Origin of the sequence: Halorussus ruber, from assembly GCF_004765785.1 — an archaeon.
In the GTDB taxonomy this organism is placed as follows: Archaea; Halobacteriota; Halobacteria; order Halobacteriales; family Haladaptataceae; genus Halorussus; species Halorussus ruber.
Map to the genome: position 1 here is coordinate 191,916 of NZ_SBIT01000007.1, position 25,035 is coordinate 216,950.

Annotated in this window: 25 protein-coding genes; 6 read left to right on the forward strand and 19 right to left on the reverse strand. The window is 63.3% G+C overall.

Annotated features, from left to right (window positions below; translation table 11 throughout):
* Positions 1 to 200 precede the first annotated feature (200 nt).
* From EPL01_RS12245 to EPL01_RS12275, 7 genes are all read right to left on the reverse strand, one after another.
* Complete coding sequence (locus EPL01_RS12245) at positions 201 to 1,457, reverse strand: MFS transporter (RefSeq protein ID WP_135825553.1); 1,257 nt, start codon at positions 1,455 to 1,457, stop codon at positions 201 to 203.
* Between the two features lie 509 nt (positions 1,458 to 1,966).
* Positions 1,967 to 2,995 (reverse strand): 3-oxoacyl-ACP synthase, encoded by a 1,029-nt coding sequence (locus tag EPL01_RS12250; protein ID WP_135825554.1) that lies wholly within the window; start codon positions 2,993 to 2,995, stop codon positions 1,967 to 1,969.
* Complete coding sequence (locus tag EPL01_RS12255; protein WP_135825555.1) at positions 2,992 to 4,119, reverse strand: branched-chain amino acid ABC transporter permease; 1,128 nt, start codon at positions 4,117 to 4,119, stop codon at positions 2,992 to 2,994. The genes EPL01_RS12250 and EPL01_RS12255 overlap by 4 nt, the downstream gene beginning before the upstream one ends.
* Positions 4,120 to 4,291: 172 nt before the next feature.
* A complete protein-coding gene (locus EPL01_RS12260) occupies positions 4,292 to 5,302 on the reverse strand; it encodes a branched-chain amino acid ABC transporter permease (RefSeq protein ID WP_135825556.1) in 1,011 nt (336 codons plus the stop codon).
* Positions 5,299 to 5,997, reverse strand: a complete 699-nt coding sequence (locus tag EPL01_RS12265) for an ABC transporter ATP-binding protein (RefSeq protein ID WP_135825557.1) — start codon at positions 5,995 to 5,997, stop codon at positions 5,299 to 5,301. Before EPL01_RS12265 ends, EPL01_RS12260 begins: the two co-directional genes overlap by 4 nt.
* A 430-nt stretch (positions 5,998 to 6,427) precedes the next feature.
* Positions 6,428 to 7,258 carry an ABC transporter ATP-binding protein gene (locus tag EPL01_RS12270; RefSeq protein ID WP_135825558.1) on the reverse strand — a complete coding sequence of 277 codons (831 nt, stop codon included), beginning with the start codon at positions 7,256 to 7,258 and terminating at the stop codon, positions 6,428 to 6,430.
* Positions 7,259 to 7,261: 3 nt separating this feature from the next.
* Positions 7,262 to 8,692 (reverse strand): ABC transporter substrate-binding protein, encoded by a 1,431-nt coding sequence (locus tag EPL01_RS12275; RefSeq protein WP_135825559.1) that lies wholly within the window; start codon positions 8,690 to 8,692, stop codon positions 7,262 to 7,264.
* A 119-nt stretch (positions 8,693 to 8,811) separates the two neighbouring features.
* On the opposite strand from EPL01_RS12275, the gene EPL01_RS12280 reads away from it, so the two are divergent.
* Positions 8,812 to 9,669: an SDR family NAD(P)-dependent oxidoreductase gene (locus tag EPL01_RS12280; RefSeq protein ID WP_135825560.1), complete on the forward strand. Its 858-nt coding sequence runs from the start codon at positions 8,812 to 8,814 to the stop codon at positions 9,667 to 9,669.
* Between the two features lie 970 nt (positions 9,670 to 10,639).
* Here the strand turns inward: EPL01_RS12280 and EPL01_RS21670 are convergent.
* From EPL01_RS21670 to EPL01_RS12290, 3 genes are all read right to left on the reverse strand, one after another.
* On the reverse strand, positions 10,640 to 10,798 hold the full coding sequence (locus EPL01_RS21670; protein WP_168215897.1) for a hypothetical protein: 159 nt from the start codon (positions 10,796 to 10,798) through the stop codon (positions 10,640 to 10,642).
* 62 nt (positions 10,799 to 10,860) lie between these two features.
* Positions 10,861 to 12,027 (reverse strand): MFS transporter, encoded by a 1,167-nt coding sequence (locus tag EPL01_RS12285; protein ID WP_135825561.1) that lies wholly within the window; start codon positions 12,025 to 12,027, stop codon positions 10,861 to 10,863.
* A 543-nt stretch (positions 12,028 to 12,570) separates the two neighbouring features.
* A complete protein-coding gene (locus EPL01_RS12290) occupies positions 12,571 to 13,272 on the reverse strand; it encodes a helix-turn-helix domain-containing protein (RefSeq protein WP_135825700.1) in 702 nt (233 codons plus the stop codon).
* A gap of 346 nt (positions 13,273 to 13,618) precedes the next feature.
* On the opposite strand from EPL01_RS12290, the gene EPL01_RS12295 reads away from it, so the two are divergent.
* The 5 genes from EPL01_RS12295 (at position 13,619) to EPL01_RS12315 (ending at position 16,400) form a co-directional block, all read left to right on the forward strand.
* On the forward strand, positions 13,619 to 14,452 hold the full coding sequence (locus EPL01_RS12295; RefSeq protein WP_368279413.1) for an aldo/keto reductase: 834 nt from the start codon (positions 13,619 to 13,621) through the stop codon (positions 14,450 to 14,452).
* Positions 14,453 to 14,501: 49 nt separating this feature from the next.
* A complete protein-coding gene (locus EPL01_RS12300; RefSeq protein ID WP_135825562.1) occupies positions 14,502 to 15,035 on the forward strand; it encodes an SHOCT domain-containing protein in 534 nt (177 codons plus the stop codon).
* 77 nt (positions 15,036 to 15,112) lie between these two features.
* Positions 15,113 to 15,856 carry a hypothetical protein gene (locus tag EPL01_RS12305; RefSeq protein ID WP_135825563.1) on the forward strand — a complete coding sequence of 248 codons (744 nt, stop codon included), beginning with the start codon at positions 15,113 to 15,115 and terminating at the stop codon, positions 15,854 to 15,856.
* An 81-nt stretch (positions 15,857 to 15,937) separates the two neighbouring features.
* On the forward strand, positions 15,938 to 16,129 hold the full coding sequence (locus EPL01_RS12310) for a DUF7333 family protein (protein ID WP_135825564.1): 192 nt from the start codon (positions 15,938 to 15,940) through the stop codon (positions 16,127 to 16,129).
* Between the two features lie 43 nt (positions 16,130 to 16,172).
* Positions 16,173 to 16,400, forward strand: coding sequence for a hypothetical protein (locus EPL01_RS12315; protein WP_135825565.1), 228 nt, complete (start codon positions 16,173 to 16,175; stop codon positions 16,398 to 16,400).
* 233 nt (positions 16,401 to 16,633) lie between these two features.
* Here the strand turns inward: EPL01_RS12315 and EPL01_RS12320 are convergent, their stop codons facing one another.
* The 9 genes from EPL01_RS12320 to EPL01_RS12360 all read right to left on the reverse strand — a co-directional run bounded on the left by EPL01_RS12320 (position 16,634) and on the right by EPL01_RS12360 (position 24,970).
* Positions 16,634 to 17,605, reverse strand: a complete 972-nt coding sequence (locus tag EPL01_RS12320; RefSeq protein WP_135825566.1) for a phosphoadenosine phosphosulfate reductase family protein — start codon at positions 17,603 to 17,605, stop codon at positions 16,634 to 16,636.
* A 419-nt stretch (positions 17,606 to 18,024) separates the two neighbouring features.
* On the reverse strand, positions 18,025 to 18,612 hold the full coding sequence (locus tag EPL01_RS12325; RefSeq protein WP_135825567.1) for a DUF7110 family protein: 588 nt from the start codon (positions 18,610 to 18,612) through the stop codon (positions 18,025 to 18,027).
* A gap of 112 nt (positions 18,613 to 18,724) precedes the next feature.
* Entirely contained in the window at positions 18,725 to 19,066 is a 342-nt protein-coding gene (locus EPL01_RS12330; RefSeq protein ID WP_135825568.1) for a glutaredoxin family protein, read from the reverse strand.
* A gap of 72 nt (positions 19,067 to 19,138) precedes the next feature.
* The gene (locus EPL01_RS12335; RefSeq protein ID WP_135825569.1) at positions 19,139 to 19,765 is read right to left on the reverse strand and encodes a hypothetical protein; all 627 of its coding nucleotides are present in this window, start codon (positions 19,763 to 19,765) and stop codon (positions 19,139 to 19,141) included.
* A gap of 417 nt (positions 19,766 to 20,182) precedes the next feature.
* Positions 20,183 to 20,830, reverse strand: a complete 648-nt coding sequence (gene gfcR, locus EPL01_RS12340; protein ID WP_135825570.1) for a transcriptional regulator GfcR — start codon at positions 20,828 to 20,830, stop codon at positions 20,183 to 20,185.
* Positions 20,827 to 21,942 carry a glucose 1-dehydrogenase gene (locus tag EPL01_RS12345; RefSeq protein WP_135825571.1) on the reverse strand — a complete coding sequence of 372 codons (1,116 nt, stop codon included), beginning with the start codon at positions 21,940 to 21,942 and terminating at the stop codon, positions 20,827 to 20,829. Before EPL01_RS12345 ends, gfcR begins: the two co-directional genes overlap by 4 nt.
* A gap of 497 nt (positions 21,943 to 22,439) precedes the next feature.
* Positions 22,440 to 23,411, reverse strand: coding sequence for an AIR synthase family protein (locus EPL01_RS12350; protein ID WP_135825572.1), 972 nt, complete (start codon positions 23,409 to 23,411; stop codon positions 22,440 to 22,442).
* 112 nt (positions 23,412 to 23,523) lie between these two features.
* Positions 23,524 to 24,183 carry an HAD family hydrolase gene (locus EPL01_RS12355; protein ID WP_135825573.1) on the reverse strand — a complete coding sequence of 220 codons (660 nt, stop codon included), beginning with the start codon at positions 24,181 to 24,183 and terminating at the stop codon, positions 23,524 to 23,526.
* A gap of 52 nt (positions 24,184 to 24,235) precedes the next feature.
* Positions 24,236 to 24,970: a hypothetical protein gene (locus EPL01_RS12360; protein ID WP_135825574.1), complete on the reverse strand. Its 735-nt coding sequence runs from the start codon at positions 24,968 to 24,970 to the stop codon at positions 24,236 to 24,238.
* Positions 24,971 to 25,035: the final 65 nt, after the last annotated feature.

The window sequence follows — 25,035 nt, forward strand, 5'->3', positions numbered from 1 at the left end:
TATAAGAGGCTACTCCTGAATGTATAAATGGAAGATATTGTCCAATAATGATCCTTATACTACCTAAGTCATCATTCAACGCCGAAACGACCGTCGAGTTCCGACAGTATCGGAATATCGGCTCTCAGGTCAAAAGTAGTAGAAACGGGAGGGAAGAGCAACGAGAGAGAGTAGAAACGGGAGAGGAGAAACGAGAGAAACTACCATTCCGTGAGCGCCTGCGTCCCGTAGTTCCGAGAGAGGACGCCCAAGAACGTCAGCACCGCGCTCAGCGCCGACGCCCCGCCGACGTAGAACACCCAGTCGATTTGCATCGTCATGAGGGCACCGCCGAGCATCGGCGCGAGGACGCTCCCCGGCCGCCAGACCAACTCTCGGATGCCGAAACTCGACGCGACGCTCCCGTCGTCGGTGCCCTCGTCGGCGAACAGGGCCATGCTGGCGGGTTCGCGGATGCTGTCGGCGACCCCGAGCAGGCCGTTGCAGACCAGCAGGGGGAGGAAGGCGGCCGAGAGCGTCCCGACGACCGGGAAGGTGGCGGGCAAGTCGAGTGCCGTTCCGATGGCGGGCGTGAACGGAACCGCGATGGCGACCAGTCCGTAGAGGCCGCCGCCGACGAAGACGAACAGCGAGCGCCCGGCGCGGTCCGAGAGTCGGCCGGTGTAGGGCTGCAGAAGCATGTTCGTGACCTTCTCGGCGGTGAGGACGAGGCCGACCGCCAGCGGCGCGGTGTAGCCCAGTCCGCCCCGCGCGGCGGTGACGCCAGCGTAGATGGGGACCCACGTCCGGACCAGCGTGACCGCGACGGCGTACTGGGCGCGGAAACTCGTGAGGGTCCAGAGTCGGCGGTTGAACGCCAGACCCGCGAAGGGGTTGCCTTTCACGCGAGTCTCGTCCTCGTCCAGCAGGAACCAGACGCCGACCATCGCCGGAACGAGGAGGGCGACGAGGACGGTGTAGACCGCCTCGAACCCGCCCCAGCGGTAGAGCGCGCCCGCTGCGAGACTGCCGAGGATGCCCGCCGCGAGTCGCCACGAGTTGGCCTTGCCGATGTGGTTGGCCCGCCGGTCGGGCGGCGAGAGTTCGCCGACCAGCGCCAGCGACATCAGTCCCGACCCGGTGACGGCGACGCCTTGCAGGCCGCGGACGAGGATGAACTGCCACGACTCTGCCGCGGGGTTCGAGACGAGCGCGAACGCGACGTAACTCGCCACGCTCACCCCGAGGACGCCCACGAGGACGAGGCGCTTGTCTCCTCGGTCGCCCGCCCACGCCAGCGGGATGGTGGCGAGGGTCTGGGCGCCCGTGAATGCGGTCGTGAACAGGCCGACGACGAACCCGGTGGCCCCGAACAGCGTGATGTACTTCGGCAGGAGCGTCAGCAGCGTGACGAACCCGAACCCGGAGGCGAACCGCGTCAAGTAGAGCGCGTAGAACTTGAGTTTCTCGTCGTTCACACCGGATTGGCTCCTCGGGACGGAAAAGCCGTTTCGGAACAGCGACGGATTTCACCGCGTTCAGCGGCCTATTTTGCCGGGTTCGCCGACCGCAACCCGCCCCGTCGAAGTTCGCACTCCGGAAATCGGCTCTGACGGAAAGACAACTATACATTTTCTAAACATAAATATATGTGTCTTTACAAATGGTAGAAGTTGCAAATGGTGGAATCAACTCATGCGTCGGCGCGTGCGGTCGCGGTCCGTGCCGGGCCGCGCCTCGCGCGCGAGGGAGTCGGCCGCCTCCGGCGGCCGACGAGGTTGGGGAGGTGTGAGGTCCGCGGTAGCGGTGCGGGGCGGTTGCGGTAGACGGCGTTGTTCAAGCCTGAAGCTAGCTTCTCGTCGCCTCCCACTCTCGTTCTGAGATATTGATATACTCGACAAACGATACTCTGCCGACGAATTAGGAAACAGACCAGAACGCTCGGCTCTACCGACGGCCGAAGAAACGAAAAACCCGAATCCGCGACTCAGCCCTGCCACTCAAGCACCGTCGCGGCCCACGTGTAGCCGGTTCCGGCCGCGAGGAAGCACAGCACGTCCCCCGAATCGACCAGGCCGCGCTCCAGGCCCTCGTCCAGCGCGAGAATCTGGTCCACGCTCTGGACGTGGCCGTACTCGTCGAGGTAGTAGTTTTTCGCGTCCAAGCGGTCGGTCAGCAGGTCGTGGAAGGACCGCTTCATGTGGGTCAGCGCGACGAAGTCCAAGTCTTCACGGTCGTAGCCCGACCGCGAGAGCGCGTCGTCGGCGACCGCCTCGAAGTTCGGGAGGCTCACGTCCGCCAGCCGCTCCTTCATGCCCTCCGGGTCGGGCACGTCGAGGGCGTGGAGGCCCTGCTCGACCGTCGCGTGACTCGCCGGGTTCCGGGACCCGCCAGCGGGCATGACCACGTCCTCCGAGAAACTGCCGTCCGTCAGCGCGGCGCTCTCCCGAATCGTGGCCCGCGTCCTGCTCTCCTCGGGGTCGGCCTCCAGCACCATCGCGCAGGCCCCGCTCCCGAAGTTGAACATGAACGACGAGTCCTCGTTCTCGTAGTCCACGAGGTCCTCCTCGCGGCTGGCCGAAACCAGCAGGGCCGTCTCGGGCGCGTCGGCGACGAGTTGGGACTTGGCCTGCCGGATAGCGAGGGGTGCCCCGGCACAGAGCGCGTAGCTCTCGACCGCGAAGGCCCCGTCCGCGCCGATGCGCTCGGCGACGTTCGCCGCCGCGCTCCAGACCACGAAGTCCTTGAACTCCGACCCGTGGTAGAGGACCATCTCCACGTCTGAAGGGTCGATTCCGGCGTCATCGAGGGCGTCCTCGGCGGCTTTGACGCACATGTCCGTCGCGTGGTCTGCGTCGGGTGGACAGACTCGCTTCTCGCGGACGCCCATCTTCTCGACCACGACCTCCTCGGGAATGTCGCTCTGGGCGGCTATCTCCTCGCCCGTGACGACCTCCTCGGGCACGTAGGTTCCGTATCCGGTCAGTCCGACTGTGGATTCGTCTGGTTCTGTCACTTCTCGTCACCTCGCAGTCGCGCCGCGACCTGCTTGCCGACCGGGCCGCCGAGGCGGTCCCGAACCGTCCCCAGCAGCCCGTTCGGGATGAACAGGACGAACAGCACGAAGATGACGCCGACGTAGAGTTCGGCGTGGCCGTTGAGGAAGGTGTCGATGGCCTGTCCGATGGTCAGCCCGTTGTAGAGTTCGGTCGTCATCGTCGCCTCGCCGAGGTGGTCCCGGAGGTAGGGGAGGAGACCGCCGCCTTCCCCGGACTTCGAGAGGAACTCGGTGACCGTCTCGTCGAAGAGCCAGCCGTAGAGCGGTCCGGCGAGGGTGCCGAACCCGCCGATAATCGACGCCAGCAGGGCGTCGCCCGTCACGAGGAAGTAGAAACTGCTCTCGGGCGAGACCGACCGCTGGAAGCCCGCGAACAGGCCCCCGGCGACCGCAGCGAAGAACGCCGAGACCGCGAACGCGCCGAGTTTGTACCAGAAGGTGTTGTAGCCCACGGCCTCGGCGCGCTCCTCGTTCTCGCGGATGGCGACCAGCACCTTCCCGAACGGCGAGTGGATGATGCGCTGCATGGCGAAGTAGCACGCCAGCACCACGAGGCCAATCATGTAGTAGGAGACCTCGGTCGTCCCGAACGAGAGGAATCCCAGCAAGCCCTCGACGCTGTCGCCCGCGAGTTGGCCGATGGCCAGATTGAGCGAGTCCACCCCGGGCACGCCGATGCTAAACGGTTCGGTCCGGCCCAGTACCGCGGGGCCGTCCCGCGGGTTGCTCGCCACGAAGTCCCAGTCGCGGACGAACACGTACAGCACCTGCGAGAACCCGAGTGTGATCATGGCGAAGTAGACTCCCGACAGGCGGAACGACACCGCGCCGATGAGGACCGCGAGGACCGCCGCCACGAGTCCCGCGAGAACCAGCAGGTAGATAAAGGGCGTGCCGGTCCCGAGCATGGGTATCTTCCCGTTGGCGACGAGGATGACGAAGTACGCCCCCGTGCCGTAGAAGGCCGCGTGGCCGAACGAGAGGTAGCCCGTGTAGCCGCTAATGAAGTCGAACGACATGGCGAACAGCCCGAAGTACAGCACCGTAATCATCGTCTCCACGTCGGGCAGAACCGTCACCATCTCCGCGCCGACCGGCGAGTTCGTCAGCGCCGAGTGGAGCGCGGGGTAGGCCGCGAAGAACGCGATGACCGCGACGTGGACCGTCTGCTCGCGCAGGTAGCGAACCGGCCACGACGCCGCCTGCTCCCCTTCCGTCTCGGACTCGGGAGCCGCGGCGTCAGCGGTTTCGGTGCTAATGGCCGCCCACCTCCTCGACGCCGAAGATACCCTGCGGGCGCAGGATGAGCATCGCCACGAGGATGAGGAAGATGGTCATCTCGGGCAGACTGGCGAAGTCGATTTCGTTGACGAACCACCACGTCGTCACGGAGTCGGCCATCCCGACGATGACCGCGGCGACGACCGTGCCCCGGAAGGTGCCGAGGCCGCCGATGATGACGACCACGAACGCCGGGAGGAGCGTGTCGGCGGCCAGCGGGACGCTGGCACCCCACGCGGGGTCCCACATCAGGAGCGTCCCGGCGACGCCGGCCACGCCAGCGCCGAGCGCGAAGACCACGGTGAACACCCGGCGCACGTCGATGCCCAGCGCCTCGGTCATCTCGGCGTCCTCGCTCCCGGCCCGGATGACGAGTCCGTAGCGCGTCCGGGTGAGGAAGGCCCACAGGCCCGCGACGGTGGCCGCGCCGACGACGATTTCGAACAGCGAGAGGCCGCTGACCGAGATGAGGCCGAGGTCGACCGACTCGGAGAGGAACCACGGCTTGGTCCCCAAGGCGGCCTGCCAGTCGCTGGTGGGTTGCATCCCGTAGAACAGGACCGCGATGCGGACCAGTTCGTCCAAGATGAGCGTCAGCCCGAACGTCAGCAGAATCTGGTAGACCGGCGGGCGGTCGTAGAGGCGTCTGATGAGTCCGACCTCGACCACGCCGCCCAGCCCCGCCAGCAGGGCGAACGTCACGGCCAGCGTCAGGAAGAACACCAGCAGGCGGGTCGCGCCGCCGGACGCGCCGCCGACCGCGAACACCATCAGCAGGCCGCCCAGATACGCGCCGATCATCGTCATCGACCCGTGGGCGAAGTTCAGCACGCCCATCAGGCCGAAGATGAGGGTCAGGCCGCCCGCAATCATGACGTAGATGGCGGCCTTCGCCAGTCCGTCCACGAGGACCGACGCGAGGTTCTCCGGTCGGAGGAACTGGCCGAGCGCGTCGATGAACCCGGCAAGGACGATTTCCATCATGCCGACAGATACCTCCTGAGTCGCTCGTCGTCCGCAGCGGTCTCGTCGGCGTCGCCCTCGTCCACGACCTGCCCGTTGTCGATGACGTAGAACCGGTCAGCGAGGTCTAACGCCAGCGGCAGGTTCTGCTCGACCAGCAGGAGCGTGGTGTCCTCGGCGGCGTTCGAGAGAGCCTCCGCGACTCGCTCGACGATGAGCGGCGCGAGACCCTCGCTCGGTTCGTCCACCAGCAGGAGGTCGTTCTCGCCGACCAGCCCGCGGGCCAGCGCGAGCATCTGCTGCTGGCCGCCCGAGAGGGTTCCGGCGTCTCGGTCGGCGAACTCTCGCAGGTCGGGGAAGGTGTCGAAGGCCTGCTCGATGGCTTCGCGGGCGTCGCGGTCCTTGGGCACCGCGACCCGGACGTTCTCCTCGACCGACAACTGGGTGAAGATGCGTCGCTCCTCGGGAATCCAACCGACGCCCATGTCGGCGACCTCGTGGGTCTCGCGCCCGGTCAGGTCCTCGCCGCGATAGCGAACGGTGCCCTCGCGGGGCGCGGTCAGTTGGAGGATGGTCCGGAGCGTGGTCGTCTTGCCCACGCCGTTCCGACCGACCAAGGCGACGACCTCGCCCTCCTCGACTTCGAGCGAGACGCCTTCGAGGATGTGGCTCTCGCCGTAGTAGGTGTGGGCGTTCTCTACCTGTAGCAGTGTCACGTTTTAGCCTCCTCTATATTTGTTTGAGAACTGTCTTCGTTGCGATTAGCAACAGGATTGTGTTTCTGTGTGATAGTATGGCTCCGCTCGGCGGTATCGCTGGAAAAAGTCGCTGGATTGGTGGCGTGATTCCTACTGTTCGCGCGAGAAACGTCACGATGGCCGCGACGACTGCCGAAACGGTCACGACGACCACAGGGAAGAAGGCTCAGAAAGCCCCCGCCCGGTCGCGGTCGCTCCTCGACATATCCGACGGACGTCGTTGCGACGGATAGGGGTCGAGGAGCGACTGCAGTGAACGCGACCGGGCGGCCCCTTTCATCCACCCAGACGGTTGTCCGGTCTGCCGGGCGCGTCCCGGTAGACTGGTTTGCCGAGCGCGTCCCGGTGGATTGGTCCACCGAGGTCCCCGCGAGAGGCCGCCGGGCGCTCACGCCGTCCCCTCCTCCGGGTCCGTCGAGGAGTCGCCCGCGGGCGATTCCGCGTCTCTCTCGCCGTCGAGACTCCCGGCCTCGTAGCCGCCGAGGTAGGCCTCCTGAACCGTGGGGTCGTTGCGGACCGCCTGCGGTTCGCCCTCGGCGATGACCTCGCCCTGATTCAGCACCACGACGCGGTCAGAGACGTTCATCACGATGTCCATGTTGTGTTCGACCAGCAGAACTGCGTGGTCGGTCGCCACGTCCTCGATGAGGTCGATGATTTCGTCCACGCTCTCGGAGGAGACCCCCGCGTTGGGTTCGTCCATGAGCAACACGTCGGGGTCGCCAGCGAGCGCGACCGCGACCTCCAGCTGGCGCTTCGCGCCGTGGCTCAGGCTCTCGGCGGGGGTGTGGGCCTCTGGGGCGAGTCCCACCCGGTCGAGGATGGCGTGGGCCTCCTCGACGTGCTCCTCGAACGCCCCGGCGTTGCGCCAGAACTTCGCGGAGTCGCCGCTGGCGGCCTGTGCGGCCACGCGGACGTTCTCCAGCACCGTGCTGGTCGGAAAGACGTTCGTAATCTGGTACGACCGGTGCAGGCCGAGGTCGGCGGTCTCGTAGGGCGTGGCGTCGGTCACGTCGCGCCATCCGTCCTCGCCGTCTCGGACCTCGACGCTCCCCGTGGTCGGGGTCAGCACGCCGGTCAGCAGGTTGAAGAACGTCGTCTTGCCCGCGCCGTTCGGGCCGATGAGCGAACAGAGTTCGTTCTCCGCCAGCGCGAAATCGACGTCGTCGACGGCGGTGAGGCCGCCGAACTCCTTCGTCAGTCCCGAGGTTCGCAACATGGCCTACAGCGAGCAGTTCATCTGGCTGCTGTCCTTGGGAATCGTCGCTTCCTCGGCGTCGATGGTGGCCAGCGGTTCGCTGGGCATGACGGCCGCCTTCCAGCTGTCGCTCCACTCGTCGGTGGTGGGCACCACGTCGGCGACGGTCATGGCCGACCGGGCCTGGTTGTTGTACGACTGGAAGGTGTAGCCGTTCTTGCCCTTCGGGGTGTCCGTGACGGTCATCCCGCTGAGGGCCTCGGCGATGTCCGCGCCCTCGGTCGAACCGCTCTGGGTGACCGCCTGCGCGATGGCCGACGCCGCGGTGAACGTCCCGGAGGTGAACAGGTCCGGCACCGTGCCGTAGGTGCTGGTGTAGGTGTCCACGAACTGGTTGTTGATCTCGTTGTCGTACTGGTTCCAGTGGTAGCGCGTCGTGAACGGCCCCATGTTGGCGTTCTGAATCTTCTCCTTCGTCAGGGGCTTGCCGAGCGCCTTCTGGAGGGTCTGGCCCACGACGCCGTTGGTAATTCGAGTTGCGAGGCCGCCGAACACCCGGTAGTCGTAGCTACCGTTGAGGAAGGCGGTGAACAGCTTCGGCAGGGTGTTGACCGTGAACCCGCCGACGATGCCCTCCGCGCCCGCTTCCGACGCGTTGTCGAGCAGGCCCTTCCACTCGGAGTGGCCCTGCGGGACGAACTTCTTGCCGACGATTTCGACGCCCTCGTCTTTCAGCACTTGCTCGTAGTTGTTGACGACCGCCTTGCCGAACGAGTAGTCCGCGCCGAACAGGTAGACCTTGCTCACGTCGGTCTGGTTGGCGACGTACTTCCCGCCGGAGCGGGCGTCCATCGCGGTGTTCTCGCTCGCCCGGAAGACGAGGTTCCCGCAGGTCTCGGAACTCGCCGTGATATCCGCCGAGGCGGCCGGACCCACCATGTACGGAACTTGGGCCTGCTTGACGACCGTCTTGATGACGCGGTTGGCCGCGCCCGAGGAGGCACAGCCGAACAGCATGTCTATCTCCTCGTCCTGCACGAGGCGGGTCGCCAGCGATTGAGCCTTGCTGGCCTTGAAGCCGGTGTCGCGGACGATGAGTTCGTAGTCCACGTCGCCGACCGTCGCGGTGTAGGTGCCGGTACTCCCGCTCTCGATCGGGTCCGTGTCACCCTTGTACGCCAACCCGGAGTAGAACCCCCAGAGGCTCTGCTGGCCGTAGTACTTGATACTGCCGGAGGTCGGCTGAAGCACGCCGATTTTGACCTTTCCGGAGACGTTCGATTGGGTCGTCGTCTTCGCCGTGGTTTCTGTCATGCCGCTTTCGGTCGTCGTGTCGCCGCCTTCGGTCGTCGTCTCCTGTCCACCGTCGCCACCTGTACATCCCGCGAGGCCCGCCGCTCCGGTCGCGCCGAGCGCGGTGAGCCATCGCCGTCGTGAAACGCTGTCATCTGCCATAACAGATTGGAATAGTTACTTCCCCTCGGCAAATACTGCGGGGTTAACATGTGAACAGCGGAGCCGAATTTCACGCGTTAACCCTCGGTTTTTCCCTTCCCGGGCGAGTTTGACCGGGTATGACGGACGAAGTCGAATCACCAGAGCTGACCAGCGACGACATGCTCGTCGTGGACGACGACCGATTCGCCCCGGAGAACGTCGCGCTCGTGACCGGCGCGGCCTCCGGCATCGGGCAGGCGACCGCCCTCGTCCTCGCCGAGAACGGTCTCACCGTGGTCGGAACCGACGTGGACGAGGAGGGCCTCGCGGAAACTGAACGAGAGGCCGAGGACCTCGGCGTCGAAGGAACCGTCGAGACCGTCGCGGGCGACCTCCGCGAGGACGTCCCGGAGATCGTGGATTCCGCGGCCGAGTACGGAAACATCGCCCTCCTCGCCAACGTCGCCGGGATGCAGCACATCGACTCCATCGAGGAGTTCCCGATGGAGGCCTACGACCGGATGCAGGAGGTCATGGTGCGCGCGCCGGTCCAACTCTCGAAGGAGTGTCTGCCCCACATGCGGGAGACCGGATTCGGTTGCGTCGGCAACATGGCCTCGGTCCACGGCCACTACGTCACCAGCGACAAGGTGGCCTACAACGTGGCGAAGTTCGGGATTCGGGGCCTCACCCAGTCCATCGCCGCGGAGGGCGGGGTCGGAGGCGACGACGCCGACATCCGCGCCTTCTCGGTCAGCACGGGATACGTCGAGACGCCGCTCGTGACCGACCAGATTCCGGACACCGCAGAACAGCGCGGCATCTCGGTCCAAGAAGTCGTGGAGGACGTGATGCTCGGCCAGTCGCGCACCACGGAGATGATGACCCCCGCCGAGGTCGCCAACCTGTTCGTCTTCGGCTTCTCGAAGCACGCCAGCCACCTCAACGGCGGAGATTTGCGCTTCGACGACGGGATGACGCTGACCTACGAGTAACAGAGTTGGCAACCCGCTGTCGTTATTTGGAATCGTCCACGTAACTGCCCTTCAGTTTAGAGTATGAATATATCAATGGAGGTCATGTTTAGCCTCGATTGTCGTACACCGAATCCAGCGAGTACTTCACGTATGTTACCTCGCCAGAATCCCATTCAAATCCGAACTCATTCTCAATCACTCGAATACAATTCTCAATCGATAGTCGAGTTTGAACGTACCACTGAGAGTCAAACCAAGAAGCTAAAAGGGAGTTTAGTAAGGTCACAGTGCAAATAGCTGCGTGGTCGTGTACTTTGAAACCGTACTCGGTATCGTACGAGAAATTATGGCCGACGTCATTCCGACAGAGTCGAATAAATTGCGCAAGTTTCGCCTGTGATTCAGTAATTTCACTACTGTCTTCCGCTTCCACAATTACGTTGTATAGGCGCTTATCACACCCCGTTCTCTCATTGAAACATTGCTGAAGGAATGACCCAGTCCGCATCAGAGCGGGCGTGACATGGTTTTGTTTTAAACACAAGTCGGTCTCACTCAATTCAGTAAGCAAGAACACCAGCAAATCTTGCTCATCTCCGGCAAACTGAACAAGATACGATGTAATGTTAGCAATAACGCTCCTCCGACCCCTCTTCTTAAGATCTGCTCCGAACACGTCCTTCCATTCATCCAGCGTATCCGCTCTCCAACTTTCTCCTCTCTCGATTTCGTACTCGCCTTCTGGTTCAATCGTGTCCGGATCGACCGTGTACACCCACTCAAGTACTTCGAGTAATCGTTCGATATATAATTCTCGTTTTGATAATCCCATTTATCTCTCTATCAGCTATATCTTCCTCTTGCATATAAGTCTCTGTCCAGTCAGTAAGTATTACGTACTGAGTAAATTAACCGAACTAGTCACCTGTCGAAAAGCAAATGAAGAAATCGTATTACCAGCTAACGATCCCTGCTTGATGCCCTCGAATCACTTTCCACCGCTCTCGGGAAGCACGTGTTCGACCTTCTCGAAGGGAATCCACCCGACGTTCCGGCCGTGGCTGTCCTTGAGTACCAGTCCCTCGCGGCCCTCCTCGAAGGCGTCGCACGAGATGCTCGGGCCGTCGGTTCGTTCGACTCGTGGCATAGTTCGGACGATTCAGCCGAGTCACAAAAACGTGCCGCCGGGTCGGTTCTCAGCCCGCGGTCCTACGCGGCTATCTCCCGGCGCACGCCCCACAGAAGCGCCATCCCGACCGCCGAGCAGACCGCCAGCGCGCCCCAGCCGACCCGGTAGCCTGCGGTGTCGGCGAGGAGGCCGAACGCGGGCGGGGCCAGCAGGCCGCCGACGTTGATGGCGGTCTGGCCGCCCGCGGTCGCCGCGCCGAGTTCGTCGCTGGCCACGATGTCGCCCAGACAGGAGTAGTAGACCCCGGTCGAACCGAGGACCGTCAGGCCGAGGCCGCCGAAGACGCCCGCCGCGACCGGGAGCGCCGTGATTCCGACAGCCAGCGACCCGAACAGCGCGATTCCGGCGCTGAACTGCGCGAGCGAGACGGTCGCCGCGCCGCCAGCGCCGCCGAGGCGGTCAGCCAGCGACCCGGCACCGATTCGGCCCGCGCTCCCCGCAATCTGAGTCGCCGCGAGGACGACCCCGCCCGCCGCGGCGCTCGCGCCGACCACGTCCTCGACGTAGAGGATGACGTAGCCGAGCATCGAGAAGATGGTCGCGCCGACGAACACCCCGGCGGCGACCAACAGGAGGTACGCCCGGTCGTCGGCCAACCCCGAGAGGTCGGGGAGTTCCCACCGACCGGACCCGCCGGTGCCGGAGTACGCTAGTGGGAAGGCGACCGCGTAGGCGGTGGCGACGACCGCGATGGCCCAGAAGCCGACGCGCCACGCCGCGAACGCCGCGACGCCGGTCACGACCAGCGAGGCCGCGCCGCTCCCGGCGGTGACGCCGACCTGCTTGATGCCCATCGCCAGATTCTCCCGACCTCGGGGCGCGGAGGCGACGATGCCCTTGTTCGAGGCGGGCATCGCGGTGGCGTAGGCCGCGCCGAGGAGCGCCGCCGCGCCGAGGAGGGGCAGAAAGCCGGGTGCGAGCGAGACGGCGACGGTGCTACCGGCCAGCACCAGCAGGCTGGCGACCATCGCGGTGCGCTCGCCGAACCCGTCCACGGCGGCACCGCTCGGGAACAGCGCCAGCGTGTAGCCCACCAGCGCCGCGGTCAGGAAGACGCCCACGAGGGTGCGCGAGAGGGCGAACTCCTCGCGGACGAACGCGGTCGAGGCGAAGATGCTGTAGTAGCAGAGGCTCGCCGCCGTCTGCCAGCCAGCGATGGTCGCCACCGGTCTCCAGCCACGCTCCACGAGTTCACCTCACCGACGCCGGGAATCGCCCGACAACGCTCCGTCGCACTCGGAAATCCATCCTGCGCTCGCTTGGCAGGCGAGTCCGGTTAAGCTTGCGTCTCCGGCAGGCCGGGACCGGCGGACCCCGGCCTGCCGGTTCGGGCGCGCTCGGTGGAACAGACTACCAAAAGTGCTCTCGGAATTTAGATAGTTGCTTTCGAATAGGTAATTCGTTCTTTACTGATTGTCTAGTTGTCTTTCGGTGCGTGCGCTCGGCGAATCAGACCACCGGAATGCGCCCGACGAATCGACCGCCGTGGGGTGGATGAAGGGGCCGCCCGGTCGGGGTCCGAAGGACCGTGGTCGTCTGACCGACCACTTTCCGTCGCAACGACGTCCGTCGGATATGTCGGTCAGCGACCCCGAGCGGGCGGGGGCTTCAGAAGACAGCAACACGTCGATTCTGCGGTTCGCGCTCGTCGGACAAAGATTCCCGAGAACCGACCGAGAAGCACCGATAGGCGTTCGGAAACTCTCGCTCGTAGAAAATCCAAAAATCCGTTATTCTAACTCCTCAAGCGCCTCCACGACCCGCTGAATCATCTTCTGCTGACCCCGCCGTAGATTCTTCGACACCGCCGGTTTCGACACGTCGAACTCGTCGGCCAGATGGCCCAGCGTGGCTCCTCGGGGGTTCTCGAAGTAGCCGTCCGAGACCGCGGTCTCCAGCGTCTCGCGTTCCACGTCCGAGAGGTCACGACAGCCCTCGATGAGCGTCATCGCGGCTCCGGCGTTCTGCACGAAGTCCTGCATCTCGGGCAGCTCGGTGTTGTCCCGCTCCAGCACGTCGTACTCGTTGTCCCGCTCCAGTTCTGCCAGCGTGGTGTCGGCGTCCCCGATGCCGTCGAAGCCGACGTGCCAGACCTCGCTCCCGCTCTCGATGTAGAACGGGCCGGTGATGTAGCCGCCGTTGTCTCGAATCGTCGCCATCGCGTCGGTCTCGCCGATGACCGTCCGGATGTGCGCGACGTTGTCCCGGCGCGTGAGGAGTTTGTAGTCGCGCATGTTGTCGTGGTTCCGAAGGGTCGAGAGGCCGTTCGAAAGCTCCTCGCGGGTCTCGCCCTCGACCATCATGCGCGTCTCTAATTGGTCGTTGACCCGGTCGAAGTCCCACTGGATGGCCGAGAAGCCGACGGCGTGGTCGTCAGTAGTGTCTATGAACGGGCAGTCGTACTGCTCCATGTCCATCGTGATGTCTATCATGGGCCTGCCCTTGCTATTGGACCCCATACGGTAGGTGGCATAAAAGAGTTTTCTTCGATTCCGGTAACCTTCGCCAAATAATTACCGATGTGCATCGAAATTCATCTCTCTATCATTCGGCACACTACCCGTACCATGACGCGTCAAGGTCTCACGACCGTCCCACGCCTCGGTCTCGGCACGCAGAACACCGATTCGAAGACCTGCATCGGCGGTCGCCCGCCGCGAGTTCGAGCCGAGAACGGTCGAGAGCTCCGAGTGGCCGAGAACCCCGAACGGTCGAGAACCCCCGAGCGTTTCCGACGCCGAAACCACTTTCCTCGCTGTCGCCCTACGTGCTGTTGCTATGGCTCAAACACCGGAATCCAGCGACCAGTCGCTACTCGACGGGATGCCGCGCCTCGGTCTCGGCACGTGGGAGAACACCGACGCCGGGACCTGCGCCGACAGCGTCCGTCAGGCCCTCGAAATGGGGTATCGCCACATCGACACCGCGCAGGCCTACGACAACGAGGAGTACGTCGGCGAGGGCATCGCCGACGCCGACGTGGACCGCGAGGAGGTCTTCCTCGCCACGAAAATCTGGACGAGCAACCTCTCGTACGACGACGTAATCCACACCGCCAAGGAGAGCCTCGACAAGCTCGGCGTGGACTACGTGGACCTGCTGTACGTCCACTGGCCCGCCAACGAGTACGACCCCGAGGACACCCTGCCCGCGTTCGACCAGCTCTACGACGACGGCCTCATCGAGAACGTCGGCGTCTCGAACTTCGAGCCGCGCCATCTGGACGAAGCGCAGGAAATCCTCGACGCGCCCGTCTTCGCCAACCAAATCGAGTGCCACCCGATGCTTCCCCAGAACGAACTGGTCGAGTACGGGCAGGAGAACGATATCAACACCGTGGCCTACTCGCCGCTGGCCCGCGGCAAGGTCTTCGACGTGCCCGAGATTCAGGAGGTCGCCGAGAAGCACGACGCCTCCGAGGCGCAGGTCAGTCTGGCGTGGCTCCTCCAGCGCGACGGCGTGGCCGCGATTCCGAAGGCCTCCAGCGAGGACCACATCCGCGACAACTGGGGCGCGTTGGACCTCGAACTCGACGACGAGGACGTCGAGAAAATCGAGAGCGTCGGCGAGCGCGACCGGCAGGTGGACCCCGACTTCGGTCCCTGGAACTGAACCTCGCTGAACACAACATTTTACTCACACGTCTTCGATTTCGAGAGTGATGAGTAGTCCCCGCGATAGGTCTCCCTCCACCGTCCGGTCGCTCCACCGACTCGTCGAACACTACACGCCCGACGGAACGCTCGGGCGGACCCTGCTCGGCGCGCCAGCGATTCTGCTCGCGCCGTTCCTGTTCTTCGGCGGTATCTGGTTGGTGGGTCTCGGGGCCACGTTTATCAGTTTCGTTATGGGATTGCTCGGAACTGTCCTCGGTGTCCCGACCTTCCTCCTCGGCGTCCTCACGCTCTGGCCGGTCTACCTCTCGCTCATCGGCAACGTCGAGTCGCCCGAGGAGTACCCCGAGGGCGCATCGAAACCGGGCGACCTCCGCGAATCCCGCAAAAATCCCGAAACTCCCGAGGAGGTCCTGAAGCGTCGCTACGCCGCCGGGGAACTCACCCGCGAGGAGTTCGAGCGTCGGCTCAACGAAGTGATGGATTCCGGCGGAAGAGAATCCGCCGGGGTGGCGTCCCGAGGCGTCGAATCCGAGGGCGGTGACGACCGAGTGCGCTCCGAGACCTCGGCGAGTCGATAGAAACAAAATTTCTATCGGCTAATAGTTCTGAATCCAACCCCGAAAGTTCATATTCGCCGTAACGTATTAAAACGCAGATGCACGGCGGAACAAGTAGCACCGGTCTGGTCGGGGCGATTCGGTACGACTTGCGACGACTGCACGAGAGTTGGATGGCGCTTTTCTTCCCGCGCCAGCGGGGGTCCCAGAGCGGCGTCCTCGGCAAGTGGGAACCCTCCTCCACGACCGGAAAAGTCGCGTACAGAGCGTGGAGCGCGGTCGGCACGCCAGTCGTGGGTCTCCTCTACCCCCTCGCGCTGTTCGGGTTCGCGGCGCGGTACTACACCCGGAAGATAGACGGGACCGCGACCCGACTCGGCGTGGTCGGCGTCGTCCTGCTGTCGCTTCTGGTGTGGGGTGGACTGACCGCGCTCGCCCGGATTCGGTTCTCGACCGACGGCTTTCTGGCGGTCGGGGCGGCGGGCGGCGTCGCCACGATTGCCGCGGTACTGGCGTACCTCACTGGAACTCGGGGCGGGCGCGGTAGCACCGTCCTGCTGGCGTACCCGTTTGCGATGACGGCGCTGTTCCTGCCGCCGGTCGTGGCGGCGCTCTACTCGCCGACGCTCTCGGAGGTCATCTTCCCCAAGAGCTACACCCTCGCGGTCTGGTTGCTCGACAACCCGCTGGACCTCTGGGGGGTCAACACCTTCCTGCGCGAGCAGTTCACCCTCGAAGGGGCCAACTACGTGGCGATGTGGTTCGGCCTCTCGGTGCCCGTCGGGTGGTTCCTCGGCCTGCTGGTGACGCTGGCCGACATCGTTCGGCCGAAAGGCGACTGACGTTCGCGGGCGACGAAACGGGAGCGACTCGACCGCGAGCGGAGAACAACGCTTTTGCTCTGTTCGTCCTGAGGTTGGCACATGGAGTTCAATCTGCCCGTGACCGCCGCGGCATTGCTCGGAATCGTCGCTCTCGGCACCGTCGCGCTCATTGCGATGGAATTCATGGCCACGAGTACGGTGCTGATGATGGTGACCCCCGCGATGCTGGTGTTCGGCGCAATCGCGCTGTTCCTCGGCGTCAAGCACGGCGAGTACCGCGCGGCGCGCTAACTGCGACAGAAGATTCATGTCGTCCGGGTGACCCCACAGCAATATGGAACAGTCTCGCGCGCTCGTCGGAGTCGCCCTCCTCGTCGGCGGGGCGGTCGGTGCCCGCTACGCCCACGTCCTCGCCCGGTGGGACGAGCGACTCGACTCTATCGGAAGCACGCGCCGCTGGGACGAGGTCGAACCCGCCACGTGGAAGGTGACGCTCGTCCTCCTCGGCGCGCTCGCCGGGTTCACAATCGGCGGGTTCCTCCTCGCGTCGGCGCTCGTCTGAAAAAGAACGGAATCGCTAGAAATTCTACCGCGAGCGAGGAGCGCTAGCGACGAGCGAGCGGACCAAGGAATCCCTCGAAGGCCGTGCCTCCGGCACGGCCTGAGGGGGTGACGCCGTGTTTTTCATGAACGTTTTCCCAGGGAGAGCGCGCCTACGGCGCGCTCGACCGCACCGGAAGACAAACCGCGTCTTCCGAGCCTTTGCTCGCTACGCTCGCAAAGACAGGAAAAGGTTCACATGTAGCCGAGGTCGCGCAGGCGCTCCATCAGGTCTTCTTTGTCCTGGGCGCGGCCCGCGCGCTCGGTCGTGTCTTCGAGGTCCTGCAGCCACGCAGGCTCCTCGTCGGACTTCTCGGTGCTGACCTCGCTACCGAGCGAGCGGAATCCGGCGAAGTACTTGGGGCTGACCGGGATGTCGTCCTGCGTGAGACCGTTCGGCAGGTCGTCGTCGGCCTCGGGCACGTAGCCCTCGTCGGGGTAGTCTTCGACCGTGTCCGGCACGACGTAGTGCCAGAAGGTGTCCCAGACCGCGCGCTCGTCGAACTGGAGAATCGGCTGAACGCGGTCGTGGGGCGGATAGATGTCGGGGTCGTGGCGCGGGCTGAAGAACGTCTCGTCGGCGCGGGCCTCCTGTTCGTCCCAGCGGACGCCGGAGATGATGCCGTCGATGTCGAGGTCTTCGATGGTGTCGTTGAGCGCCACCGTCTTCAGCAGGTGGTTGCCCACGTAGGTGTCCAGCAGGAAGGGGAAGGTGTCCTCCTCGTACTCTAGAATGTCGCGCACGTGGTGCTGGTTGTGCTCGTTCAGGGCGTCGATGGGGATGTCGTCGCCCGGTTCGAGGTCGTTCTCCTCGGCGTAGTCGCCCACGTCGTCGTTGCTGGCGTAGACGACGTCGAGGTCCCACTCGTCCTCCCACTTGGCGACGAAGTCGTGAATCTCGTCGAAGTGCTGGAAGTGGTCGATGAAGACCGCGGTGGGGGTCTCGAGGTCGTACTTCTCGGCGACCTCCTTGATGAAGTACAGCGTCAGCGTCGAGTCCTTGCCGCCGGTCCACATCACGGCCGGGTTCTCGTACTGTTCGAGGCCCTGCCGAGTCACTTCGATTGCCTTCTCGATTTTGTGTTCCATCGAGGGGTAGTCCTCGGGGTCTTCGCCTTCGCCGTCGGTGTAGTCCACGTCGACGTAGTCTGGGAAGTCTTCGGGCATCGTTCGTAATTACATCTAATTACCAGGGTAAAGTGCTTTTCGGCTTTTCAATCGAGCAGGACGACCACAATCACTCGAAGGCTCCCGTTACCGCGGTCTCAGTCCGTCTTTGGTGATATAGAGTAGCACGGTAAAACGACGCACGACTCCTCGCGCTCGGCCCAAAATCTAGATTTGACAGCGAGCCGAAGACTCGCGCACCAGCTTCGCGCCACACCGTTTTTGTACCGCGAGCGAGGAGCGATAGCGACGAGCGACCAGCTCTTTTTTGTTCGACATCTTTTCGAGTAGCGAGGGACTTCGTCTCTCGTACCGTGCGAGCGGCGAAGCCGCGAGCAGAGAGCGGTGCCCGCAGGGCGCGAACGAAGTCCGCGCCCGAAGACACCCGACGACGAAAAAAGGTCGTAGTCAAAAGGTGGTTAGATAAACTCGTTGTCCCGCCAATCGACGCCGCTGGACCCGGAGTTCGAGGAGTCCGGTCCTTCCACGACTTCGATGGAGGCCGGGCGGTCCTCGCCGTCCACGATGCGGGTCGCCTGTAGTTCGCCGTCCTGCTCGGTAATCGCGGTGAGCGTACCCTTCTCCGCCAGCCGAGCGAGGTCGCAGAGGACCAGAAACATCGGGTACTGGAGCGCCGTGTTCTGGAGGACCGTCTCGCGGTCGCCCTTGAACGCGGCGACTTCGATGAGTTCGCCGAGGGGTTCGTCGTCTTCCTCCTCGTCGAGTTCCTCGGCGTCGTCGCCCCATCGAGGTCCTTCGCGCATCTTCTGTTCCTCCTCGGTGTAGACGCGCGTCTCGGAGATGCTGGCCTTCAACTGCGCGGTCGGCGTGTACTTGCTGATGCTGTCGTCAGCGGCGACGGCGCTGATGATGAGCGTGTTCTTGCGCCGGGTGATGTCGACGCTGGCGATTTCCGGCGGGAGGTCAGGGTCCTCCTCGAAGTGGTCGTAAACGTTTTCGAGCGGCAGTTCGAGCGTCGAGTGAAGTCGATATACTTGCCCCGTCATTTGTGATTTACATGCAGGTTCCCGGCTGACGACACGGTACACGGGAGTGTAGGCGGTCCGTACATATATGGTCTACTCTTTTGGTCCTCATTTTCATCGCCGAAATTACGATTCACGCCGACAGCTCGTCCGCGAGTTCGCCTCGCTCTTCGAGTTCGGCCAGCACGTCGCTCCCGCCGACGAATTCGCCGTTCACGAACGTCTGGGGGATGGTCTCCCATCCGCTGTGGTCCTCCAGCGCGGCCCGATGCTCCGCGAGCGCCTCCAGCACGTCCACCGTCTCGTACTCGTCGCGGTGGGACTGAATCAGTTCGAGCGCCTTCTGGGAGTAGCCGCACTGGGGCATCAGCTCGTTGCCCTTCATGAACAGGACGACTTCGTTGTCCTCGATGGCGGAATCGACCCGCTCGCGGACCTCTTCCTCCGTCAAGTCACTTCCCGGCTGAAAGGTCATACCGTCCGATACGCACCCGGCGCGCAAAGAAGTTGTGTTACTCCTCGTCGCTAAAGACTCCTCTTTGAGGAGCTATTGTTCAGCGATTTCAACTGCTTTTTCGGTCAGTTCGTACCGATACGGGTTCCGGAGTATCCGAATCGGTTCATAGTCGTTCCCTTTGTTGACTTTCTCTTCCTCCTCTATTGCCTCAATCGCAGTCTCGAGGTTTTCCCGCCAGTCCCAAATCTCACCATCCTCCGTAAGATCTTCCTTCTTCACTTCTTCTTCTATCTCGTCCAACCCGACACCTAGTGCCTCAGCGACGACTTCCCGCTTAGTTAGGTCATCAGTACCGCCATCTGCGAGAGCAAGAGGCTCCAAGTCATCAAGCAACCTGTCAGTTTCGTCCTCCAAGAGTTCCTCTAAGTCCTCATCATTCACAATTTCGTCTCGCCGGTCGTGAATGACCAACCAACGTCCGCCATTAAACCAGCGACGGACGATGTCGATTTCGTGGAGATGGTTAAGACAAGTTCCTATTTTCACCTCTACGATGTCACCGTAAACTCGCTTGATATGGCGCTTTTTTAGACTGTTCTCCTCGGTGGGGACCATCGCATCCAAGTACATGGTCAAAGCAAGGGCCGCAATGCTGTCCGTACTCGGAATTCCTCCTCGTTCGTCTCGAATTTTGTCTTCGAGGTCTCGTAGCGTCATTGTGTTTTCTAGAGTTGACACTTCTCCTAGATTACACCGGTGGTTTTAATACAACAGAGTGAAGCGTAGCCAATGTACGCGTACTCTGCCGTAAGAGCCGGCTCATCAAGGGATGGTGACGGACCGCCCTAACGGTCTGCCACCCAATACGTCCTACTCACGTGCCAGTTGTACTTATCGCGTACGTCTACTCAAAATGAAGATGGCGTCTTACTTATTGGTTTTGGTAACTAAGGTTAGTGGTGTATCTTAAAATAACTTTCCGAATAGATAGTAATAGCTTTACAGAGTCTCTAGATGACATAATCCTGCGAATCGAGTTAAGCAAGTTTAGTTGTATAACTACATGAGTGGGTAAATCATTACTGGAAGATATGGTTCTTTTAAATAGCTACACTCGTATTGGGAGGCTAACTTTTACTCGTCGTCGCCGACGCGGACCACGTTGATGAGCGAGTGGACCGGGACGCCGTTCACGTCGTCCACGCCCTGCTTGTCCACGAGGACGACGCAGGCGACCGGTTCGCCGCCCTCCTCGCGGATGGCCTCGACCGTCTCGGTCATGGTCGTCCCGCTGGTGATGGTGTCGTCCACGACGTAGCACTCGCGGTCCCGAATCTGGGCGAAGTTGCGCGAGAAGGTGCCCCCGAGTTCGTCGATGTCGCCCTCCTCTTCCCACTGGTGTTTGCTCGGCGCGTAGGTTCCGAGGTCGGTGTCGAGTTCGCGCGCGACGGCGGTGGCGAGGGGCGCGCCCGCCTTCTCGATGCCGATGGTCAAATCGACCTCCTCGCCCTGTTTCTGGAGGAGGTCGGCCATCGCGGCCCCGGCGTGGTAGAGTCGGTTGCTGTCCCGGCCGAACGCCGACCAATCGACGTGGATGTCGTGGGGCCCGCCCGAGGGTTTCGGGGAGGGCGTGGTCGTCGCGCTCGCTCCCGAACTGCTACGCTCGACCAGCCAACTGGCGGTCTCGCGCGAGACGTTGAGTTCGTCGGCGATTTCGCCCTTCGACCGGCCTTGCTCTGCGAGGTGTGCCGCGCTCTCGATGAGGTCGTCTACGTTCTTCATATCTGGCTAAATTGGACTGCGGTCTTTATTGTCGTTTCGTCGTGCCGAGACTGCGTCTCGGCGCTCGCCGAAGTTCCTTCGGCGGTGGCGTCAGCAAATGCGGTCTCGTAGTCGTCGAGAGTATGGACTCCCGTCACGAGGTCGTCGAACAGCCACTCGGGGAGGTCCGCGAGCGTCTCGACCGCCGCCTCGAAGTGCGAGACGTTGGAGTTGACGCTCCCGACCAGCGCCTTGTTGTTCATCACGAACTCCTTGTGGAGTCGTCCGCCGTCGATTTCGAACTCCCACGGTTCGGGCACCCCGAGGAGTGCCCCGACGCCGTTGGGCGCGAGCGCCTCGATGCACTCGAAGGCGTGGCGGGCGTAGCCCGTGGCCTCGTAGACGAAGTCCATCTCCTCGCGGGCGTCGGGAATGTCGGTCACGGGGGTCTGGCGGGAGTCGATGTACGTCCCGCCCAGTTCCTCGATGATGTCGATGGTCGGGTCCGGCCGGTCCCTGCGGCCGAGGCAGTAGGTCCGGTCGTAGCCCTCGGCTTCGAGCATGGCGAGCGTGAGGAGGCCCAGACTCCCGTTGCCCAGCACGAGGCCGGTCTCCGGGTCCCAGTCGAACGCCGAGCGCGAGGCGTAGGCGTGTTCGATGGCCTTCTCGGAGATGCTGATGGGTTCGACCAGGAATCCCCACTCGGCCAACTCGTCGGGCACGGCCACGAGGTACTCGGCGGGACTGGTGAAGTACTCGGCCATGAACCCGTGCGCGCCGTCGATGCCGCGCTCGACGCACTCGTCGGGCGGAGCCATGTCGGGTTCGCCGCGCTCGAAGTACTCGTTCGGCCCCTCGGCGGGCGGTCTGCGCACGGTCGGCACGACCACGTCGCCCTCCTCGAAGGCGGTCCCCTCGGCCGATTCGACCACGCCGACCGCCTCGTGGCCGAGGACGAGTTTGTCCTCGCCTTCGGGGAACCCGCCGTGGCTCCCCTCGATGACCTCGCGGTCGGTCCCGTCCACGCCGACCCGGAGCGTCCGGACCAGCACTTCGCCGGGTCCGGGGTCCGGGCGCGGGAGGTCGGCGACGGTGGGCGAGGTCTCGCCTCGCCGAATGGCGATTGCTTGCATGACAGGTGGTAGAACGCGAGGGGACAAAAGATTTATTCTATACCGAGTAAACATCTGTGGTTGGGTGGGCCGGTCGAACCCGAACGCCTGTCAGCGTCCCGCCCACCGCGCACATTCCGGCGCTCCTCGGCTTCACACGACCGATACCGGCGGGGCTGGCGCGCAGAACTGCGCGCGCCAGCCGACTCGACTGGACGCGCTCGGTGGCACTATCCACGGGGATGGGCTTGGTGAACCATTCCACGAGGACGCGCTCGGCGTATCTTCCTGCTGTCTGGGTGGATGAAAGGGGCCGCGCTGTCGCGTGCAGTTTAGTCACTCGTCGGCCCCTATCCGTCGCAACTACGTCCGTCGGATATGCCGACGAGCGACCGCGACAGCGCGGGGGCTTTCTAAAACAACAACCCTACTGCGTCTCCTGCGGTTCGTCGGAACCACTCTCCTACCGTTCGTCCAAATCCGTCTCCCGCGGCCCGTACTCCAAATCCAAAATTCCCCTACGCCCAGAGGTCGTAGAGGTCGTCCCGAATCGCCTCTCGAACGACCCGACTGTCGATTTCGACACCCGAATCCCCATCTTCACCGACCTCCCGAACCACGCCGATTTCGCTCGCGTCAATCCCCTCGGCTTCAAGCGCATCAAGTCTGTCCGCCACCTCGTCCTCCGGAACGGTCGCCAGCAAGGCCCCGGAGCCGAAAATCCGGAGCGGGTCCACGCCCATCGCCGAGCAGAGTTCGGCGGTCTCCTCCCGAACCGGAACCGCGCTCCGGTCGATGTCCAGCATCACGCCCGAGGCCGTCGCCAACTCCAGCATCCCGTTGAGCAACCCGCCCTCGGTCGGGTCGTGCATCGCGGTCGCGGCGTCCCGCAGAATCCGCGACTCGGGCACGACGCTGATGTCGCCGAAGAAGCCCTCGGCGCGGTCGAGGAGGGCCGAGTCAACGTCGAGGTCGTCGCGGAAGTCCGAGGCCAGCACGGCGGTCCCCTCGATGCCCGCGCCCTTGGTCAGGAGGACGCGGTCGCCCGGCTCTGCCCCGCCGGTGGGGACGTACTCGTCGGCCAGTCCCATCGCGGTCATCGAGACCATCGGGCGCTCCAACGCCGGGGTGTACTCCGAGTGGCCGCCGACGATGGCGACGCCGAGTTCGCGGGCCTCCTCGTCCATCTGGCCGGTCAGCGCGTCCACGGTCTCGGGGTCGTCGTCGGGCAGAAACATGACGTTCGTGAGCCACCGCGGGTCGGCCCCGCAGGCCGCCACGTCGTTGCACGCGACGTGGACTGCGAGGGTGCCGAGGCGCTCCTCCGCCAGCGAGAGCGGGTCGGAGTTGGCCACCAGCACGCTCCCGTCGGGGAGTCGCATCGCCGCGGCGTCCTCGCCGTAGGCCGGTCCCATCTCCACCGCGTCGTCGTCCGCGCCGGTCCGCGCGAGGACCCGCGCGAGGTCCTCGGGGTCCAGTTTGCCTATCATATCTCCCTCTCGGTGGTCGGGGACCTAAGGTGCGGCGAACGGCGTAACGGGTTCCGGCGCTCCGCTAAACAATGAAAATATTGCTAAAATATATCAAAATATTTCTTTCCGATCAGGCGCTACAGACCCGATGGAGGTCGTCGAGCGACTGGATGTCCCACGTCGGCCAGACGTTCAGATCCCAGTCCTGACGGTGGGGTCGCCGGATGAACGCCGAGTCGATACCGGCGTTCTCGGCGGCCTGAATGTCCGAGACGTTGTCGCCGACGAACAGCGCGTTCTCGGCGTCGAGGTCCGACAGCGCGCGCTCGATGTAGTGGGGGTCGGGCTTTCGCAGGTCCAAACTCTCGATGGTCGGCTCCCGGCCGTAGGCGGTCGAGAAGTGGTCGCGCATCTCGAAGTGGTCCAGCAGGAAATCGACCGTCGCCTGCTGGTTGGAACTCACGATGCCCATCTCGACGTCGAGGTCGGCCAGCGTGCCCACGTCGCCGTAGGGGGTCTTGCGTCCCGTGCGGGCCTCCACTTGCTGAGCGCGGGCGAGTCGGGTGTCCCGCGCCTGCCAGAAGGTGTCCGGGTCGAGACCGTAGGTGTCGCAGACGGTATCGACAGAGGAGGGCGTCGCACCAATCGTCATGTCCTCGACGTGGTCGGGGTCGCAATCGGTCACGCCGAAGTCCGCGAACGTCGCTTCCGTGGCGTCTCGCAGGACCTCGAAGTGGGTCCGACCGACGAGGACACCGTCGTTGTCGAAGATGACGGTATCGTAGGTCATACTCTAAGAAGAGTTGGGAGGGTTATAAGGATTTCAGTTACGTGAGTCAGGTTTAGCTACCGTCGTCGTTATTCGCATCCTCTTCGGACCACCGTCGATTTGAGCCACCCGTAACGTCAAAATCGACACCTGTATCGCTTGATTCGCTAGAATCTCTGTGGTTGTCTGCGCTCCCCGATTTCTCTTTTTCACGTGTGAGGTTCTCAGCAATCGCAAAGCCGAGTAACGCACCCGCAAGAGCGCCTCCCGGTCCGAAGGAGATACCTGCAAAGCCGCCTGCGATAGCCCCACCGACGCCTGCACCACTACCGGGTTCGTGTCGAGTGGTACCACCGTCTGTCTCCACCGCAGGGCGGGTCATGCCCGTTAGTTCTACTTCTAGGTCATTAAGTTTCCGGGTCTGCAACCGATTTTGGGCGACGACGAGTCCGATTAGCACTCCCAGAAGTTGCGTTTCGACCGAGACGCCGAGATAACCAGTCATACCCAAAAATGGCGATAGAAGCATCCTAATCGGAATCGAACTCGCTGCTGTCGTCGCCAAGTTGATTACTGGAGTCGATATTTGATTGTAAATCCAGTTTGTGACGAACCAGACGACCGCTGCAATGGAAAGCTGGAGAAAAAGCGGTAACTTCGCGTACCAGTTTTTGAGACCGTAATAGCTGTGAGCGAGGCTGTCGCCTGCAGAATCCCACGCCTCTCGAAGTGATTTACGGGCTTCGGCGAGACTGTATTCAGAATCAGTATTCTCGGTATTGGAATCATCGTCGGTCCTCGTAATCACTCCCCGGATTCGGTTTCGGGTGTATCGTCTATATCAGCTACTTTGACGGATAGGTTTAACTTTGG

What these genes read in the sequence shown, in the direction of transcription:
- EPL01_RS12355 (WP_135825573.1), bottom strand. Translation starts at nt 24,183, where the DNA reads ATGACCTACGATACCGTCATCTTCGACAACGACGGTGTCCTCGTCGGT.
- gfcR (WP_135825570.1), bottom strand. Translation starts at nt 20,830, where the DNA reads ATGAAGAACGTAGACGACCTCATCGAGAGCGCGGCACACCTCGCAGAG.
- EPL01_RS12345 (WP_135825571.1), bottom strand. Translation starts at nt 21,942, where the DNA reads ATGCAAGCAATCGCCATTCGGCGAGGCGAGACCTCGCCCACCGTCGCC.
- EPL01_RS12335 (WP_135825569.1), bottom strand. Translation starts at nt 19,765, where the DNA reads ATGACGCTACGAGACCTCGAAGACAAAATTCGAGACGAACGAGGAGGA.
- EPL01_RS12310 (WP_135825564.1), top strand. Translation starts at nt 15,938, where the DNA reads ATGGAGTTCAATCTGCCCGTGACCGCCGCGGCATTGCTCGGAATCGTC.
- EPL01_RS12325 (WP_135825567.1), bottom strand. Translation starts at nt 18,612, where the DNA reads ATGACGGGGCAAGTATATCGACTTCACTCGACGCTCGAACTGCCGCTC.
- EPL01_RS12275 (WP_135825559.1), bottom strand. Translation starts at nt 8,692, where the DNA reads ATGGCAGATGACAGCGTTTCACGACGGCGATGGCTCACCGCGCTCGGC.
- EPL01_RS12270 (WP_135825558.1), bottom strand. Translation starts at nt 7,258, where the DNA reads ATGTTGCGAACCTCGGGACTGACGAAGGAGTTCGGCGGCCTCACCGCC.
- EPL01_RS12290 (WP_135825700.1), bottom strand. Translation starts at nt 13,272, where the DNA reads ATGATAGACATCACGATGGACATGGAGCAGTACGACTGCCCGTTCATA.
- EPL01_RS12315 (WP_135825565.1), top strand. Translation starts at nt 16,173, where the DNA reads ATGGAACAGTCTCGCGCGCTCGTCGGAGTCGCCCTCCTCGTCGGCGGG.
- EPL01_RS12260 (WP_135825556.1), bottom strand. Translation starts at nt 5,302, where the DNA reads ATGATGGAAATCGTCCTTGCCGGGTTCATCGACGCGCTCGGCCAGTTC.
- EPL01_RS12320 (WP_135825566.1), bottom strand. Translation starts at nt 17,605, where the DNA reads ATGCCCGAAGACTTCCCAGACTACGTCGACGTGGACTACACCGACGGC.
- EPL01_RS21670 (WP_168215897.1), bottom strand. Translation starts at nt 10,798, where the DNA reads ATGCCACGAGTCGAACGAACCGACGGCCCGAGCATCTCGTGCGACGCC.
- EPL01_RS12295 (WP_368279413.1), top strand. Translation starts at nt 13,619, where the DNA reads ATGGCTCAAACACCGGAATCCAGCGACCAGTCGCTACTCGACGGGATG.
- EPL01_RS12305 (WP_135825563.1), top strand. Translation starts at nt 15,113, where the DNA reads ATGCACGGCGGAACAAGTAGCACCGGTCTGGTCGGGGCGATTCGGTAC.
- EPL01_RS12330 (WP_135825568.1), bottom strand. Translation starts at nt 19,066, where the DNA reads ATGACCTTTCAGCCGGGAAGTGACTTGACGGAGGAAGAGGTCCGCGAG.
- EPL01_RS12255 (WP_135825555.1), bottom strand. Translation starts at nt 4,119, where the DNA reads ATGGTGACGGTTCTGCCCGACGTGGAGACGATGATTACGGTGCTGTAC.
- EPL01_RS12350 (WP_135825572.1), bottom strand. Translation starts at nt 23,411, where the DNA reads ATGATAGGCAAACTGGACCCCGAGGACCTCGCGCGGGTCCTCGCGCGG.
- EPL01_RS12300 (WP_135825562.1), top strand. Translation starts at nt 14,502, where the DNA reads ATGAGTAGTCCCCGCGATAGGTCTCCCTCCACCGTCCGGTCGCTCCAC.
- EPL01_RS12280 (WP_135825560.1), top strand. Translation starts at nt 8,812, where the DNA reads ATGACGGACGAAGTCGAATCACCAGAGCTGACCAGCGACGACATGCTC.